Source organism: Bradyrhizobium sp. USDA 4449 (genome assembly GCF_054056275.1).
In genome coordinates this window covers 1,906,809-1,923,489 of record NZ_JBSRYD010000001.1, presented here as the reverse complement: position 1 = coordinate 1,923,489, position 16,681 = coordinate 1,906,809, and the positions used below count along the sequence as shown (strand labels likewise).

14 protein-coding genes are annotated in these 16,681 nt (G+C 64.0%); 9 read left to right on the top strand and 5 right to left on the bottom strand.

Features of this window, described 5'->3' with window-relative positions:
• Positions 1-89 precede the first annotated feature (89 nt).
• The 6 genes from mnmE to ACVIIW_RS09125 all read left to right on the top strand — a co-directional run bounded on the left by mnmE (position 90) and on the right by ACVIIW_RS09125 (position 7,519).
• A complete protein-coding gene (gene mnmE / locus ACVIIW_RS09150) occupies positions 90-1,415 on the top strand; it encodes a tRNA uridine-5-carboxymethylaminomethyl(34) synthesis GTPase MnmE (RefSeq protein WP_456700440.1) in 1,326 nt (441 codons plus the stop codon).
• Between the two features lie 403 nt (positions 1,416-1,818).
• Positions 1,819-3,699: a tRNA uridine-5-carboxymethylaminomethyl(34) synthesis enzyme MnmG gene (gene mnmG / locus ACVIIW_RS09145; RefSeq protein ID WP_456700439.1), complete on the top strand. Its 1,881-nt coding sequence runs from the start codon at positions 1,819-1,821 to the stop codon at positions 3,697-3,699.
• 9 nt (positions 3,700-3,708) lie between these two features.
• A complete protein-coding gene (rsmG, locus tag ACVIIW_RS09140) occupies positions 3,709-4,482 on the top strand; it encodes a 16S rRNA (guanine(527)-N(7))-methyltransferase RsmG (protein ID WP_456700438.1) in 774 nt (257 codons plus the stop codon).
• A gap of 30 nt (positions 4,483-4,512) precedes the next feature.
• Positions 4,513-5,379, top strand: a complete 867-nt coding sequence (locus ACVIIW_RS09135) for a ParA family protein (RefSeq protein ID WP_456700437.1) — start codon at positions 4,513-4,515, stop codon at positions 5,377-5,379.
• A gap of 160 nt (positions 5,380-5,539) precedes the next feature.
• Positions 5,540-6,430 carry a ParB/RepB/Spo0J family partition protein gene (locus tag ACVIIW_RS09130; RefSeq protein WP_456700436.1) on the top strand — a complete coding sequence of 297 codons (891 nt, stop codon included), beginning with the start codon at positions 5,540-5,542 and terminating at the stop codon, positions 6,428-6,430.
• 140 nt (positions 6,431-6,570) lie between these two features.
• Positions 6,571-7,519 (top strand): IS630 family transposase gene (locus ACVIIW_RS09125; protein ID WP_456700435.1). Its coding sequence is split into 2 segments (ribosomal slippage): positions 6,571-6,906 and positions 6,908-7,519, totalling 948 coding nucleotides; the frame shifts between segments, so codons are not numbered across the junction.
• Positions 7,520-7,639: 120 nt separating this feature from the next.
• Here the strand turns inward: ACVIIW_RS09125 and holA are convergent.
• The 4 genes from holA to ACVIIW_RS09105 all read right to left on the bottom strand — a co-directional run bounded on the left by holA (position 7,640) and on the right by ACVIIW_RS09105 (position 13,818).
• The gene (gene holA, locus ACVIIW_RS09120) at positions 7,640-8,668 is read right to left on the bottom strand and encodes a DNA polymerase III subunit delta (protein WP_456705119.1); all 1,029 of its coding nucleotides are present in this window, start codon (positions 8,666-8,668) and stop codon (positions 7,640-7,642) included.
• Between the two features lie 112 nt (positions 8,669-8,780).
• Positions 8,781-9,332, bottom strand: a complete 552-nt coding sequence (gene lptE / locus ACVIIW_RS09115) for an LPS assembly lipoprotein LptE (protein WP_456700434.1) — start codon at positions 9,330-9,332, stop codon at positions 8,781-8,783.
• Positions 9,319-11,955, bottom strand: a complete 2,637-nt coding sequence (gene leuS, locus ACVIIW_RS09110; RefSeq protein WP_456700433.1) for a leucine--tRNA ligase — start codon at positions 11,953-11,955, stop codon at positions 9,319-9,321. Before leuS ends, lptE begins: the two co-directional genes overlap by 14 nt.
• A gap of 147 nt (positions 11,956-12,102) precedes the next feature.
• Positions 12,103-13,818 (bottom strand): diguanylate cyclase domain-containing protein, encoded by a 1,716-nt coding sequence (locus ACVIIW_RS09105; RefSeq protein WP_456700432.1) that lies wholly within the window; start codon positions 13,816-13,818, stop codon positions 12,103-12,105.
• Positions 13,819-13,927: 109 nt separating this feature from the next.
• Here ACVIIW_RS09105 and ACVIIW_RS09100 point away from each other — a divergent pair, with 109 nt between their 5' ends.
• Positions 13,928-14,617, top strand: coding sequence for a YggS family pyridoxal phosphate-dependent enzyme (locus ACVIIW_RS09100; protein ID WP_456700431.1), 690 nt, complete (start codon positions 13,928-13,930; stop codon positions 14,615-14,617).
• Between the two features lie 80 nt (positions 14,618-14,697).
• Here ACVIIW_RS09100 and ACVIIW_RS09095 read toward each other — a convergent pair whose 3' ends face one another.
• Entirely contained in the window at positions 14,698-15,267 is a 570-nt protein-coding gene (locus ACVIIW_RS09095; RefSeq protein WP_456705118.1) for a L,D-transpeptidase family protein, read from the bottom strand.
• A 203-nt stretch (positions 15,268-15,470) separates the two neighbouring features.
• On the opposite strand from ACVIIW_RS09095, the gene ACVIIW_RS09090 reads away from it, so the two are divergent.
• Positions 15,471-16,157 (top strand): response regulator transcription factor, encoded by a 687-nt coding sequence (locus ACVIIW_RS09090; protein WP_007598630.1) that lies wholly within the window; start codon positions 15,471-15,473, stop codon positions 16,155-16,157.
• A gap of 60 nt (positions 16,158-16,217) precedes the next feature.
• Positions 16,218-16,661 carry a cyclic nucleotide-binding domain-containing protein gene (locus tag ACVIIW_RS09085; protein WP_456700430.1) on the top strand — a complete coding sequence of 148 codons (444 nt, stop codon included), beginning with the start codon at positions 16,218-16,220 and terminating at the stop codon, positions 16,659-16,661.
• Positions 16,662-16,681 lie beyond the last annotated feature (20 nt).

Below are 16,681 nucleotides of genomic sequence, written 5' to 3'. Positions count from 1 at the left end.
AGGCTGAGAAGACGTGCTGTAGTATGTGTTGCATTGCAGCAAAGACGACGCGCCGTTTGCCTTTTCACCTGGAGGCGGACAAATAAGCCATGCACCTGCGAGATCAGACCATCTTTGCGCTGTCGTCCGGCCGTCTGCCGAGCGCGATCGCCGTGGTGCGCGTGTCGGGCCCGCGGGCCAGCCTGGTGCTGACGAACCTCGCGGGCGAATTGCCGGTGCCCCGGCAGGCCAGCCGCCGGCTGCTGCGTGACAGCGCTGGCCAGCCGATCGACGACGCGGTCGCACTCTGGTTTCCGGGGCCGGGCAGTGCGACCGGCGAGGACGTCGCCGAATTTCATGTCCATGGCGGCCGCGCTGTGCTGGCCGCGCTCCTCGCAGCGATTTCTAACATTCCGAATACCCGCGCGGCCGAACCCGGCGAGTTCACCCGGCGCGCCTTCGAGAACGGCAAGCTCGACCTCATCGAAGCGGAGGGCCTCGACGATCTGATCCACGCCGACACCGACCGCCAACGTCGCCAGGCACTGCGCCAACTGCGGGGCCTGCTCGGCGATCGCGCGCGCGACTGGCGCGAGCGCATCATCGAAGCCTCGGCACTGATCGAAGCCGGAATCGATTTTTCCGATGAAGGCGATGTGCCCGCGGAATTGAGGGCGCCGGCCGTGAAGGCGATCAAAGCGCTGCACGATGAGATTACAAAGGTCCTTGCGGCACAGGGACATTCTGAACGCCTGCGGGACGGCCTAGTGGTCGCGATCGCGGGCGAGCCGAATGTCGGAAAATCGACGTTGATGAATCAGCTCGCCCGCCGCGACGTCGCGATCGTCTCGCCCCACGCCGGCACCACGCGCGACGTGATCGAGGTGCAGCTCGATCTCGATGGCTATCCCGTTACCGTCATCGACACGGCCGGCATTCGCGAGACCGACGATCCCGTCGAGCAGGAGGGCGTGCGCCGCGCGCGAGCGCGCGCCGATGACGCGGACCTCGTCCTTTGGTTGGTGGACGGAAAGGGAGCCGATGATCCGGCGACGAAATCGCGCAATCGGCCTGGGGGCCCGGTCTGGGTCGTGCGCAACAAGATCGATCTCGGAGGGGTGGGGGCCCAGGGCGAGTTCGCAATTTCGGCAAGCCGCGGCGATGGCATTCCTGAATTGGTCGAGTCCCTCGTGAAATTCGCTGCGGACTTCTTCGGAACCAGTGAAGGGGCATTGCTGACCCGGGCTCGTCAACGAGATCTGTTGAGCAGGGCCTCGGGCAGCTTGCGCCGGAGTCTGGCGCTTGTAGAAGATGGCGAAGAACTCGCCGCCGAAGAGCTGCGTGCCGCCGCCTATGCCCTCGGTCGGCTGCTGGGTCGGGTCGACGTTGAGGACGTCCTCGGGGCCATCTTCCAGAAATTCTGCATTGGAAAGTAGTCCTAGTTCTTTAATGTAGAACTAGCTCTTGTTCCATTCCTTGTCGGCTTACGTGAAACATGGAGCGGACCGCTTCGTTTCACGTGAAACACCAGCGCGCCGCTGCGGTTGTTCGCGATGCTCCATCCGCCTCGTTCGAGGCGCGCTTCGAAGCAATCCAGACTCTCCTGTCGAGGGGTTCTGATTGCTTCACTTCGCGCAAAAACGCGTGCGTCACGGCTCAACGGCTCATGCCCAGCGTCGTGCCGCCGCCGGCTTGTTTCACGTGAAACACGGCCCGCGCTCCCATTGTCCATGGGGTGTCGCGAAGCCGCTCCGCCTGCCGCGGTGCCGTTTCACGTGAAACGCCATCTCACCCAGTTTCCACTTCCGGCTTTCCACCCTCTGAGCTAGAAGTGCGCCCATGCGATCAGAGCGAGAGATTTACGACGTCATCGTCATTGGCGGCGGCCACGCCGGCTGTGAAGCCGCGGCTGCGGCCGCCCGAATGGGTGCTCCGACCGCTCTGCTGACACATCGTTTCGACACGGTTGGCGCGATGTCCTGCAATCCTGCCATTGGTGGTCTCGGTAAGGGCCATCTGGTGCGTGAGGTTGATGCCCTCGACGGCCTGATGGGCCGGGTCGGCGATGCCGGCGGCATCCAGTTTCGGGTGCTGAACCGCCGCAAGGGTCCCGCAGTCCGAGGTCCGCGGGCCCAGGCCGACCGGAAGCTTTATGCCGCCGCGATGCAGACGGCGATCCGGGAGACCGCTGGTCTGTCGGTGATCGAAGGCGAGGCCGACGAACTGGTCGTGACCGATGGCCGGGTCACGGGACTGCGCTTGGCTGACGGCCGTGAGCTCCGGGCAGGGGCTGTGGTTGTCACCACAGGCACCTTCCTGCGGGGTCTGATCCATCTCGGCGAGAAGAACTGGCCCGCCGGACGGGTCGGCGAGGCCCCCGCGATGGGTCTTTCCACGTCATTTGAGCGTGCCGGCTTCACACTGGGACGGTTGAAGACCGGCACTCCACCACGTCTTGATGGCTCGACCATCGACTGGTCTGCGGTCGAGATGCAGCCCGGAGACGAGCCGCCCGAGCCGTTTTCGGTCATGACCGAGCGGATCACGTCCCCGCAGATCCAGTGCGGGATCACCCGGACGACATCAGCGACCCACGAGGTGATCCGGGCCAATGTCCATCGCTCTCCGATGTACTCCGGCCAGATCAAGAGTTCGGGACCGCGCTATTGTCCCTCGATCGAGGACAAGATCGTCCGCTTCGGCGACCGCGATGGCCATCAGATCTTCCTGGAGCCGGAAGGGCTGGACGATACGACCGTGTATCCCAACGGCATCTCGACCTCGCTGCCGGAGGAGGTCCAGCTCGCGATCCTCGCCAGCATTCCCGGTCTGGAGCGGGTGAAGATGGTCCGTCCGGGCTATGCCATCGAATACGACCACATAGATCCCCGCGAGCTCGATCCGACCCTCCAGACCAAACGACTGCGCGGTCTCTTCCTGGCGGGACAGATTAACGGCACCACGGGATATGAGGAAGCTGCCGGGCAGGGCATCGTGGCCGGCCTGAATGCGGCACTCTCAGCCAGTGGTGCTGCGTTGACGGTGTTCGACCGCGCCGACGGCTATCTCGGCGTCATGATCGACGACCTCGTGACCCGCGGCATCAGCGAACCCTATCGAATGTTCACCTCGCGGGCCGAGTATCGGCTGACCTTGCGGGCGGACAATGCCGATCAGCGCCTGACGGAGAAGGGGATCGCTCTCGGCTGCGTCGGCAGTGCCCGAACCCGATTCCACCGAGCCAAGATGGATGCCTTAAACGGGGCCCGAGCTCTCTCGAAGTCCCTGACCATCACCCCGAACGAGGCGATCAAGCACGGATTGTCTTTGAACCGGGATGGTCAGCGACGCTCGGCCTTCGAGCTGATGGCCTATCCCGATATCGGCTGGCGCCAGGTCCGGGCGATCTGGCCGGAGCTGTCCGCTATCGACGCGGTGATCGCGACCCATCTCGAGATCGACGCCAAATACGATGTCTATCTGGAACGCCAGAGTGCCGACGTCGAGGCTTTCAGGCGCGACGAGGGAATGGTGCTGTCGGAGGTCGACTACAGCCAAGTCCCCGGTCTCTCCAACGAGGTCCGGGCCAAGCTGGAGAAAGCGCGGCCGTTCACGGTCGGCCAGGCCGGCCGGATCGACGGCATGACGCCGGCCGCACTCGGCATCCTTGCGGCCTATCTTCGCCGCGAGGCGCGTAAGTCGACCAAAGCAATCGCATAGGCGTTTCACGTGAAACAGCGCGGATCGGGCGGGGACAGGCCGCTATCGCGACGACCCGGAGCCGGCGAGGGCGCCACGCGTCGATCCGATCCGGGGTCGGCCAAGCCGAAGATCGACAAGGCCGCCGCCAAGGATCAGGCGCTTGATTCCATCATCGCCGCCGACAAGCGCGCGGCGTTGAAGCTCGCGCCTGTCTCACATGAAACGGAGGCTCGGCTCGATCGCTACGTCACGCTGCTGCGGGAGTGGCAGGTCAAGACCAATCTGGTCGCGCCCTCGACCTTGCCGCAGCTCTGGACCCGGCACATCGCCGACTCACTTCAGCTCGTCGATCTCGCACCCTCAGCGACACGCTGGGCCGACCTCGGCAGTGGTGGCGGCTTTCCCGGCGTCGTGTTGGCTTGCGCCATGGCGGGGACTCCAGGTGCGAACGTCCACCTCGTCGAGCGAATCGCCAAGAAGGCCGCTTTTCTGCGCGAAGCTGTTCGCATCACCACATCTCCGGGAGTCGTACATCTCGCCGAGATCGGGGATAATGTGGATAGAATCACCGGCCCTGTCGATTGCGTCACCGCTCGCGCGCTAGCTCCGCTACATCAGCTCATCGGCTTTGCGGAGCCGCTGCTGCGTCAAGGCGCAAAGGCGTTATTTCCAAAGGGCCAAGATGTAGAGGCTGAATTGACCGAAGCCGCTAAATATTGGAATATTCAGCCGCAACTCCATCGCAGCAGGACGGGCGATGGCTGGATCGTCGAGCTGACTTCAGTTGAACGGCGCGCCTGAGGCGCTCAGGGGTTGAGTTGGGGAATTTCGATGACCGTAATTGACGTGCCGCAGCAAGATCAGACGGACCCAGAAAAGGCCGACGTTCCCCATGGTCACCCGCGCATCCTGGCGCTGGCGAATCAGAAGGGCGGCGTGGGCAAGACAACCACTGCGATCAATCTCGGCACGGCACTCGCGGCGATTGGCGAGCGCGTCCTGATCGTCGATCTCGACCCGCAGGGCAACGCCTCGACCGGCCTCGGCATCGATCGCCGCAACCGCTCATGCTCGACCTACGACGTGCTGATCGGCGAAGCCCCGCTGCGCGAGGCGGTGGTCTCGACCGCGGTGCCGCGGCTGCATATCGCGCCCTCGACCATGGATCTCTCCGGCCTCGAACTCGAGCTCGGCACCACCCCCGGACGCGCCTTCAAGCTGCGCGATGCGATCGGGGCGCTCAACAACAACGTCTCGCCTGAGGCCGACTACACCTACGTGCTGATCGACTGCCCGCCTTCGCTGAACCTGCTCACGGTGAATGCGATGGCTGCGTCGGATGCGATCCTGGTGCCGCTGCAGTGCGAGTTCTTCGCGCTCGAAGGTCTGTCGCAATTGCTGCAAACGGTGGAGCAGGTGCGCTCGACGCTCAACCCGAACCTGTCGATCCACGGCATCGTGCTGACCATGTTTGACTCGCGCAACAACCTCTCCAACCAGGTCGTCGCCGATGTCAGGCAGTTCATGGGCGAGAAGGTCTACAAGACCATGATTCCGCGCAACGTCCGCATCTCGGAAGCGCCGTCCTACGGCAAGCCGGTGCTGGTCTACGATCTCAAATGCGTCGGCAGCGAAGCTTATCTGCGGCTCGCCACCGAAGTGATCCAGCGCGAGCGGGAGCTGCGCGTCACGCATTGATCCAACACCGATGCATAAGGTGGGTTAGCCGAAGGCGTGATCCACCAGTCTACCACCACAGTCGAAGCAATGGTGGGTTACGCTCCGCTAACCCACCCTACCTTCCACGATTCGAAATTCAGTTCTGGAGTGCTGCAGCGTGAATCCAAGGGAGCTGGCGATGGCCGATGAAGCGCGTTCGCGACTGGGCCGAGGTCTTGCGAGTCTGATCGGTGACGTCGGCGGCGAAGCTCAGCACGTCGACCGTCCACGCGCGCAGCGCAAGGTACCGATCGAATTCATCAAGGCCAATCCGCGCAATCCGCGCCGCACCTTTTCGGACACCGAGCTCAAGGAGTTGTCCGAATCGATCAAGCAGCATGGCGTGATCCAGCCGATCGTGGTCCGTCCCGTGAAGGGCGCGCAGGATCGCTTCGAGATCATTGCCGGCGAACGGCGCTGGCGCGCCTCGCAGATGGCCGGTCTGCATGAAGTTCCGATCGTGCCGGTCGACATCAGCGACAGCGATGCGCTGGAATTCGCGATCGTCGAGAACGTGCAGCGCGAAGACCTCAACCCGATGGAAGAGGCGCTCGGCTATCATGCGCTCGCCAACGAGTTCAAACGCAGCCAGGACGACATCGCAAAGGTCGTCGGCAAGAGCCGCAGCCATGTCGCCAACATGATGCGGCTGACCAAGCTGCCGGCGGAGGTGCAGACCCTGATCACCAGCGGTGAGCTGACGGCGGGTCACGCCCGCGCCCTGATCGGCGTGCCCGATCCGCTCGCTGCCGCCAAGCGCATCGTCGCGGAAGGCCTCAACGTCCGCCAGGCCGAAGCGCTTTCGCATGAAGAGGGCGTGCCGGAGCGCAAGCCGCAAAAGACGCGCACCACCGCGGCCAACAAGGAGAAGGACCCGGATACGATCGATCTCGAGAAGCGCGTCAGCGATGCGCTCGGCCTCAGGGTGACAGTCAATCACCGCGACCCCGGCGGCTCGGTCCAGATCAACTACCGCAACCTCGATCAGCTCGACGAGGTGATGAAGCGGCTGGCGAAGGGCGCGCTGTAGGCGCGTCCCTGGTGTCGTACTGGCGCGCAGGCTCCATCCACTCGTGCGAGAGCGGTTCACGAATTTATTGAATCGGAAGGGATTCCGGATCAGAGACGAATATGATTCAAGATGCTGGCTGGGATGGAGGCCAGCATCCGATGGTCCGACCAATTTCCAATGATCTGCGTAAGCGTGCGGTTGCGGCAGTTGTAAAGGGCGAGAGCTGCCGCTCGGTAGCAACACGGTTTGGGGTTGCGGTTTCGTCGGTTGTGAAGTGGTCGCAGCGTTATCGGACGACCGGCTCGGTAGCGCCCGGAAAGATGGGCGGCCATCGCAAGCCCGTGCTTGAGCCACATCGCGCCTTCATCAAGGAGCGGATCAGTCAGACGCCGCATTTGACGCTTCACGCCCTCAAGGACGAGCTTTTCGCGCGCGGGGTCAAGGTCTCCCACAATGCGGTTTGGCTGTTTCTACGGCGCGAGGGACTGCGGTTCAAAAAAAACGCTGCTCGCCCTCGAGCGAGCTCGCTCCGACATCGCGCGTAGACGCCAGCGCTGGCGCTCATGGCAGGCCAAACTCGATCCCCGGCGCCTGGTCTTTATCGACGAGACCTGGATCAAAACCAATATGGCCCCACTGCGCGGATGGGGACCAAAAGGCGAGCGGGTGCGCAGCTTCACGCCACATGGTCACTGGCGGACGCTGACATTCCTTGGCGCATTGCGCTGTGACCGTCTCACCGCACCCTGCCTGTTCGATGGCCCGATCAACGGCGAATGCTTCCGCGCCTATGTCCAGCAGGTTCTCGTCCCGCAGCTTCAGCCGGGTGACATCGTCATCTTGGACAATCTCGGCAGCCATAAATCGGCTGCCCTGCGCAGCCTGATCAAAGCCGCCGGCGCCAGGCTCTGGTACCTACCGCCATACTCCCCCGACCTCAATCCGATCGAACAAACCTTCGCCAAGATCAAGCACTGGATGCGCTCCGCCCAGAAGCGCAAGATCGACGACATTTGCCGCCATATCGGCGGCCTCATCACAACCATCCAGCCCAACGAATGCAGCAACTACTTCGAAAACGCCGGATACGCTTCCATCAAAACGTGAAACGCTCGAGCGCAGCGAAGCAGTCCAGAGTCCCTCCGCGGAAAGATTCTGGATTGCTTCGCCACGTTCGCAATGACGTGGGCGAGAGCTGCGCTCCCGATGAGCTGAAGAGCGTCGGCCTTACCCCCGCCGCTTCGCATTCGCGGCGATCGCCATCAGCGTGCGCTGGGCGATGGCGGCGGCGAGCGTCGATTGCTTGCGGGTGTCGAGTGCGGCGGTCGCAAGCTGCTCGATGATGGCGGCGAGCCGCGTCACGCTGAAATTGCGCAGCGCCGCCTCCACCGCAGGCTTTCGTGAAAAATGCAGCCGCGGATAACCGCTATCGAGCACGGCCGAGGCCGGCGTGCCGTCGGCGATCGCGAGCGCCGACTTGTGCAGCCACGCGGCCTGGCGCTGTGCGGCCGAGATGATCAGGCCGGGATAGGTGCCGGCGATCATGGCCTTTGCGAATTCAGTCTCGACGATGTCGGGCCGGCCGGCGAAGGCGCCGTCGACGATCGGATCGAGCTTCAGCTCGGACGCGTCGGCGACCACGGACATCACGTCCTCAAGCGTGATCTCGCCCTTGCCGTGGGCGTAGAGCGTGAGCTTGCGCAGCTCGTTGCGCGAGGCCTGGCGGTCGCCGCCAAGGAAGGACATCAGCGCGGCGCGGGCATCCTGCGCGATGCGCAGATTGGCGATGCGGAGCTCGTCCTCCATCAGCTTCGCGAGATCGCGCTCGGTGTCGGGATAGCAGCCGATCGCCACGGCGGTCTTGGCCTTCTCGCAGGCCTTGCGCAGCGGCGATTCCGGCCGCAGCTCGCCGGCCTCGATCACGATGCGGCAATCCTTCACGTTCATCTCGCACAGTGTGTCGACGCCGCTGGCGAAGCTGCGCGAACCCGCGCGGATTCGAATGGCGCGGCGGCCGCCGAACAGCGGCACGGTCATGGCTTCATCGACCAGGCGCGAGGGTTCGGCGGAGAGCTCGTCGCCATCGAGCTTCACCAGCGAGAAGGGATCGTCGGGATCGTCGACGGCGGATGCAATCAGGGCGTCAGCACGCTCGCGCACGAGGCCGGCATCAGGGCCATAGAGCAGGACGACCGGCCGCCCCGCATCGGGCCGGGCCAGGAAGGCGTCGATCTCTTTTCCGCGCAGCGCGACCATGTTGCTCAAGGTTCGTCATTCCGGGGCGCGCCAAGCGCGAACCGGGAGTCTCGATCTACAATCTCTGGATTCCGGGTTCGCCCTGTGGCCGCCCCGGAACGAGGGAACTGAATCAGGTGCCTGCGGTGAAGAACGCGGCAAGCCGGGTGTTGATGTTCTCGGCGATCTCGTTCGCGGCACGATCCTCGGCGTCACGCGCCGCACGGTTGCGGGCGAAGCGCTGGTAGGAGCCGGGCATGTCGTAGGACACGCGCGAGAACGTGGTGCCGGTCATCACCGATTTGCCGGTCGCGACCTCGACCAGATTGTACTGGCAGTCGATGCCGTAGTTTTCGGTGTTCGGCAGGCCGGTATTGGGATCGACGATCAGCGACGACTTGGTTGTGCTGAAACGGATCTCCAGCCGATGGGTCGGTGGCATCCCCGTCGCCGAGCCGTAAAGCTTGAAGGCGAGGGCGTTGCGGACCTCGACGCCGACCCGGGCCTCTCGCGAGGCGTTGGCCTTGCTGATCGGCGGAAGCTCGACCCCCATCAGCTTTTCACGCAAGCCCGGGGTGCCGTCGGTATGCTCGGCATACATCGGCTGGAAGCAGCCGGCCGTCAGCGCCGCCAAAGCGGCGACCGCCAGCAAGCGGGCTGCGATACGGATCCTAGCCGACAACATTCACGATCCTCTTGGGAACGATGATCACCTTGCGGACGGGCTTGCCGTCCAGGGCCAGCTTTACAGCATCGAGGGCCAAAGCGGCAGCCTCGATTTCCGGATTCTGGGCCGCTGTTGCAACCGTGACCTCACCCCGCTTCTTGCCGTTGACCTGGACCACCAGGGTCACGCTGTCTTCGACCAGCAAATCGCGTTCGATTTGCGGCCAATTGGCCTCGGAAACCAGCCCGGGCTGGCCCAGAACCTGCCAGCACTCCTCGGCCAGATGCGGCATCATCGGGGAGACCAGCTGGACCAGGATCTGGCTGGCTTCCCGGATCGCCCAAGCCAGATCCGGAGCCAAGTCGGGTGCCGCCGGACCGGTGCGCTGCAGCACCTCCGAGAAGGTGTTCGTGAACTCGCGGATATGGGCGAGGCAGACGTTGAAGTGCAGCCGCTCGATGCCTGTCGTGACCTTGTCGAGCGCGCCGTGGGCGGCCTTGCGCAGGGCAATCGCGTCGTCGCCAAACGAGGCCGGCCGAGCCGCCGGCGCGCCCTTGCCGAGTTCCACGGCATCGTTCACCAGCCGCCACAGCCGCTGCACGAAGCGCGAGGCGCCCTGGACGCGCTCGTCGCTCCAGATCACGTCACGGTCGGGCGGAGAGTCCGACAGCATGAACCAGCGGGCAACATCGGCGCCGTAGGTCGCGATGATGTCGTCGGGATCGACCGTGTTCTTCTTCGACTTCGACATCTTCTCGATCGGACCGATCGTGACGTCCTCGCCTGTGCTGAGCAGCACGGCGCGGCGTCCGTTGCCGTCGACCTCGATCTTCACCTCAGCCGGCTGCACCCAGCTGCCGTCGGCCTTCTGGTAGGTCTCGTGCACCACCATGCCCTGCGTGAACATGCCGGCGAACGGCTCGTCCAGCGCAAGGTGCCCGGTCGCCTTCATGGCGCGGGTGAAGAAGCGGCTATAGAGCAGATGCAGGATCGCGTGCTCGACTCCGCCGATATACTGGTCGACCGGCAGCATCCGGTTGGCGACATCAGGCGTCGTCGGCGCGGTCGCGTTCCAGGGATCGGTGAAGCGCGCGAAATACCAGGACGAATCCACGAAGGTGTCCATGGTGTCGGTTTCGCGGCTCGCCTTGCCACCGCATCGGGGGCACGTGACGTGCTTCCAGGTCGGATGGTGGTCGAGCGCGTTGCCCGGCTTGTCGAAGCTGACATCCTCCGGCAGCACCACCGGAAGGTCGGCATCAGGCACCGGCACCACATCGCACTTCGGACAGTGGATGACGGGAATCGGGCAGCCCCAATAGCGCTGGCGCGAAATGCCCCAGTCGCGCAGGCGGAAATTGACCTGGCGCTCACCGACCGGCGCGTTGCCGCGCAGCTCACCCTCGAGGCGCTTTGCAACCTCTTCCTTCGCCTGCTCGATCGTCATGCCGTCGAGGAAGCGGGAATTGATCATGCGGCCGTCACCGTCATAGGCGGTGTCGGTGATGACGAACGTCTTGGGATCCTGGCCCTCGGGGCACACGACAGGCGTGTTGCCCAGATTGTACTTGTTGACGAAGTCGAGGTCGCGCTGGTCATGCGCGGGGCAGCCGAAGATCGCGCCGGTGCCGTATTCCATCAGCACGAAGTTGGCGACATAGACCGGCAGCTTCCAGCTCGGATCAAACGGATGAACCGCGCGGATGCCGGTGTCGAAACCCTGCTTCTCCGCGGTGTCGATGATCGACTGCGCGGTTCCGATCTTCTTGATGTCGGCGATGAACTCCGCAAGCTTGGGGTTCTTCGCGGCTGCTGCCTGCGCCAGCGGATGATCCGCCGAGATTGCCATGAATTTCGCGCCGAACAGCGTGTCCGGGCGGGTCGTGAAAATCTTCAGCTCGCTCTCGCCGGCAGGCGTCGTCGCCTGATCCAGCGCGAAGCGGATCAAGAGGCCCTCGGAGCGGCCGATCCAGTTGCGCTGCATCAGCCTGACCTTGTCGGGCCAGCGGTCGAGGCCATCAAGCGCGGACAGCAATTCCTGCGCGTACTTGGTGATCTTGAACACCCATTGGCTCATCTCGCGCTGCTCGACGACGGCGCCGGAGCGCCAGCCGCGGCCGTCGATCACCTGCTCGTTGGCGAGCACGGTCATGTCGACCGGATCCCAGTTGAGCTTGCGCTTCTCCCGCTCGGCAAGGCCCGCGGCGAGCATGTCCAGGAACATCTTCTGCTGATGCTTGTAATAGCCGGGATCGCAGGTCGCGAATTCGCGGGACCAGTCCAGCGACAGCCCGATCGAGCGGAGCTGCTTCTTCATTGCCGCGATGTTGTCGTAGGTCCAGGCCTTCGGCGCGACCTTGCGCTCGATGGCGGCGTTCTCGGCCGGCAGGCCGAAGGCGTCCCAGCCCATCGGATGCAGCACGTTGAACCCCTTGGCGCGCATGAAGCGGGCCAGCACGTCGCCGAGCGTATAATTGCGGACATGGCCGATATGGATGCGCCCGGAGGGGTAGGGGAACATCTCCAGCACATAGTATTTGGGCCGGGAATCATCGTTCTTCGAGACGAAGATCGCCTGTTCGTCCCATATGCGTTGCCAGCGCGGTTCGGCGTCGCGGGCGTTATAGCGTTCGGAGGTCATGGAATCGTTGGGTTTTCGAGAGTTCGGGCCGCCTTGAGAGGGCGGACTAGGCCATAAAAGTCCTCAGCCGGTCAATGGGTTGCCGAAATGCGATAGGACCCCCGAGGCACCTCAAACGCTCCGTTTCAAGACGGCGGAGGCCCGGCTTCAAGACGCGACCAGGGCGGCACCGCTAACCATCATTTCCGTGGCGCCGTTGTCGATCGCCTGCACGCCATGCTCGACCACGTTGTTGCGGCCGCGATGCTTGGCGGCGTAGAGCGCGGCGTCGGCGGCTTCGATCAGATCGCCCGGACGCAAGCTCTCGTTGGGCCGCGTCGCCGCAACGCCGATCGACACCGTAACCACCATGTGGGCGGAGGTGATGTGCGGCAGGCAAAGCTTCAGCACGGCCGCGCGCACCTGCTCGCCGATCTCGACGGCGTGGTTCACGTCGGTGTTCGGCAGTAGCAGGCAGAACTCTTCGCCGCCATAGCGTGCCGCAAAGCCCATGGTATCGGCGGCGATGCCGGACAACGACTCGCCGAGCCGGGTCAGGCAGGAATCGCCTTCGAGATGGCCGTAGGTGTCGTTGAACAGCTTGAAATGGTCGACATCGATCATCAGCAACGCGAGTTCGCTGCCATATTGCTGGGCGCGCATCCATTCGAAGTCGAGGCGGCTCTGGAAGCCGCGGCGGTTGGCGAGGCCCGACAGCATGTCGATCGACGCCATCACCGTCAGCCGGTCGTTGCTTGCGATCAGCTCGCGCTCGCGCTGGCTGAGCTGCGCGGCCATCGCGTTGAACGCGCGCGCCAGCGGCACGAATTCGGACGGCAGGCTTTTACGCGCTGCGCGGGCCGACAGATCGCCCTCGCCGAGACGCTTGGCCATGTCGGCGAGCATTTCGATCGGCATGATCACGAGCTTTTCAGCTGCTATCAGCGCGCCGAGCAGCACGAACACGACGACGAAGGCGAGCTGGAGATAGGCGGTCCTGATGTCGCGGCTCACCGCCGCGGACACCTTGTCCTCATCGATACTGGCGATCAGGCGGGCATTGGTGCCGGCGATGCGCGTGTAGCTGACCGCGCGACGCGAACCATCGGCGGCGAGGAACGACAGCGAACCCTCGTCCTGGTCGGAGCGCAAGGCCATGTCGGCAATCGCGGACATCAGCGGCATGTCGTCGAGCGGACGACCGACCGCGCCGCGCTGGTCGGCGGGTGCGGCCATCACGGTGCCGGCGCTGTCGACCAGCACCGCCGTGATGCCTTCGCGGCCGCCAAGATTGTTCATCACCTTCGACATCCAGTCGAGGTTGACGGTTGCGAGCACGACGGCATCAGCGACGCCACTGAACGCGGACACCGGGTAGACCGCCATCACGGTCGGCGCCTGCACCGGTCGCGACAGGATGAAGTCGGACAGCACGAAGCGGCCGGTCTGCTGCGCCTGCTGGAAATAGGGCCGATCGGAGAGGTCGAGGCCGACATACATGTTGTTGGTCGCGCACTGGATCCGGCCGTCCTGGCCGGCGATCAGGAGCGTGCGGATCCAGGGAAGGCTCGTCGGCAGGCTCGCACGCAGCACGTCGCAGCTCTTGCTGACGCCGCCGGCGGAGGCACGGATGAAGGCTTCCGATTTCAAGATGGTCTCGACCGACGAGATCACCTCGCGCTGCGCGTCGGCGCTGTGCCTTGCGACGGTGGTGAATTCGGCCGTGGCCTGCGCAATCTGCTCGGTGCGGGTGTGCTCGAGCGATCGAATGCGATCGAGCATCAGCGGCGCGACCAGAATCACCGCGAGCAATGCAAGCCTGGCCCTGATGCCGAGGACCTGCTTGAGTTTTGCTCGTTTGCGGTTGAAACTAACGTTTGCCATATGCGCGACCCATCCCGCGCACCAAGGTAAAGCGAAGGGTTCAAAATCCCTTTCTTGAACTCGGTAAAATTGGACTTACTTCCGTTACGATCACAGCTCGACCGCCACCATGACAGAACGAGACACGGCGCCGCTAACCGGCGATTCACCAAATGCGCTCACTGCGGTCGAGGCGGAGATTGCACGCGCCTGCAAGGATGCGCGGCGTGATCGTGCGTCCGTCACGTTGATCGCGGTGTCCAAGACGTTCGCGGCGGATGCAGTCATCCCGGTTATCGGCGCCGGACAGCGCGTATTCGGCGAAAATCGCGTGCAGGAAGCCAAGGCCAAGTGGCCGGCACTAACATCTGTTTACTCCGGCATCGCGCTGCATCTGATCGGGCCGCTGCAATCCAACAAGGCGAAAGAGGCGGTCGCGCTGTTCGATGCGATCCATTCTGTCGACCGTCCGAGCATTTGCCAGGCGTTAGCCAAGGAAATCGAATCTCAGAACAAGCACCCGCAACTCTTCGTCCAGATCAACACCGGCGAGGAGCCGCAGAAGGCCGGCGTCGCGCCCGGCGAGGCGGACGCCTTCCTCAAGAGCTGCCGCGACACCTATGGTCTGACGATCTCAGGCCTGATGTGCATCCCGCCGGTGGACGAGCCGCCGGCGGCTCATTTCGCGCTGACGGCCAAGATCGCCGCGCGCAACGGACTAAAGAACCTGTCGATGGGCATGAGCGCGGATTATGCGACCGCCATCATGTTAGGCGCCACCCATGTGCGCGTAGGAAGCGCCATCTTCGGGCATAGGTAGGAGCCGTTGGCGGCCGGCGGCCGGCCTCGCTCGCGGGAGCGCGAAGCGGCGGCGGTCTGATCCTTGCCGAGCATGAACCGTCACCCGATGATGATTGTCGTTCTCGGTCCTATCCGCCGCAGCAGTTGTAGCATCGCCGCCCTGGTCATGGAGACGCAGCCGGCGGTCGGGCCGAAATTGTCGCGCGCCAGATGCAGGAACACGGCGCTGCCGCGGCCGGCGATGCGCGGCCTGGTGTTGTGGTCGATTTCGATGATGAAGTCATAGAGATGGTCCGCCCGCTTCAGCCGGTCGCCGCCCTCGTCCTCCCCGCGGCGGATCCACTGGTTGTAGTGGCGATCACCGGGATCTTCACACCAGGCATCCATGTCGCCGATCGTCCGTGCCGGCAGAAAGGTCTTGGGACGGCTGTGCCGGTCGCCCCGCCACCACAATTGCTGGGGACGAAAACGGCCCCTGGGGGTGCCGCCATCGCCCTCGCGCTTATTGGCCCGAATGCCGCCGCGCCCCAGCGCCACTGGAATCGTCAAGCCGCCTGCCGTCAGCCAGCCCCGGCGCGGATTCCCGGCGGCAGCCTTAACGCGGATCGCGGAAAGCGGTCCCGATCCACGATTTCTGTTGTAACTGGCTGACTCAGCTCTGTTTTTCATGGTGAACGCGCCATACAATATTCATTACAGGACATTCATCGATCCGCCCTGCTATTCTGGGTTAGAGTGATTCCGGCTTGTGAATCGGTGACAGCCCACTACTTCAACACGAACAACAATAAAAATAGCGATCGCTTTAAACTTCCCACCGCGGCTGAGTGCGGCATGATGCGCCTCGCCGGACTCCAAAAGGATGACCCCCTATGGCCAATGCCCGCAAGATCCTGATCGTGGATGACGATACCGATCTGCGCGACACGTTGGTGGAGCAATTATCGCTGCACGAAGAATTTGAAGCCTCCGCCGTCGATACCGGCGCCAAGGGCGCCAGCGCAGCAAAGGCCAACGCTCCCGATCTCGTTCTGATGGATGTCGGCCTTCCCGACACCGATGGCCGCGAAGTGGTTCGCTCGTTGCGCAAGGGCGGCTTCAAGGCGCCGATCATCATGCTGACCGGGCATGACACCGATTCCGACACGATTTTGGGCCTGGAATCCGGTGCCAATGATTATGTCGCAAAGCCGTTCCGTTTCGCGGTGTTGCTGGCCCGCATCCGCGCCCAGTTGCGACAGCACGAGGCCAGCGAGGACGCGGTGTTCTCGGTCGGTCCCTACTCCTTCCGCCCCGGCTCCAAGATGCTGACCGCGGCCAATGCCCGCAAGGTGCGCCTCACCGAAAAGGAAACCGCGATCCTGCGCTTCCTTTACCGGGCCGGCCAGATGCCGGTCTCGCGCGAGACCCTGCTCCAGGAGGTCTGGGGTTACAATTCCGGCGTGACCACCCACACGCTGGAAACCCACATCTACCGCCTCCGCCAGAAGATCGAGAAGGACGCCGCCAACCCGGAAATCCTGGTGACGGAAGCCGGTGGCTACAAGCTGGTGCCGTGATACGTTCCGGATGCGCGCGATTCGTCGTAATTTGGCGCGTTCCACGAGCCACGGACCGGAATGTCAATCGACGATGACGTAGCGCTGCTCGAGCGTGTCCCGACACTGCGCCTGTTGGGAGACGCCTCGTTGCGCATGCTGGCGATCGGTTCCGAGCAGCGTGACTTCGTTCGCGGCGATATCCTGTTCAATCTCGGTGACAATGCCGACGCCGGCTTCGTGGTCCAGCGCGGCGCCTTTCGCGTCGATGACGGCGCCGGCGCCGAGATGATCGCCGGCCCCGGTACGCTGATCGGCGAGCTCGCGCTGGTGGTGCCGATGAAGCGGCCCTCCGGCGCGGTCGCACTGGAGCACTCCTCCGTCATCCGCATCGCACGCAGCCTGTTTCAGCGTGTGCTCGAGAGCGATCCCGCTGCGGCGGTCCGCCTGCGCGACGAATTCGCGGTTCGCTCCAGCCAGATCGCCAGCGACATCCTGATGGCCGGCGCGAAGCTCACGGGCTGATCCTCATGGTGAGGAGGCGC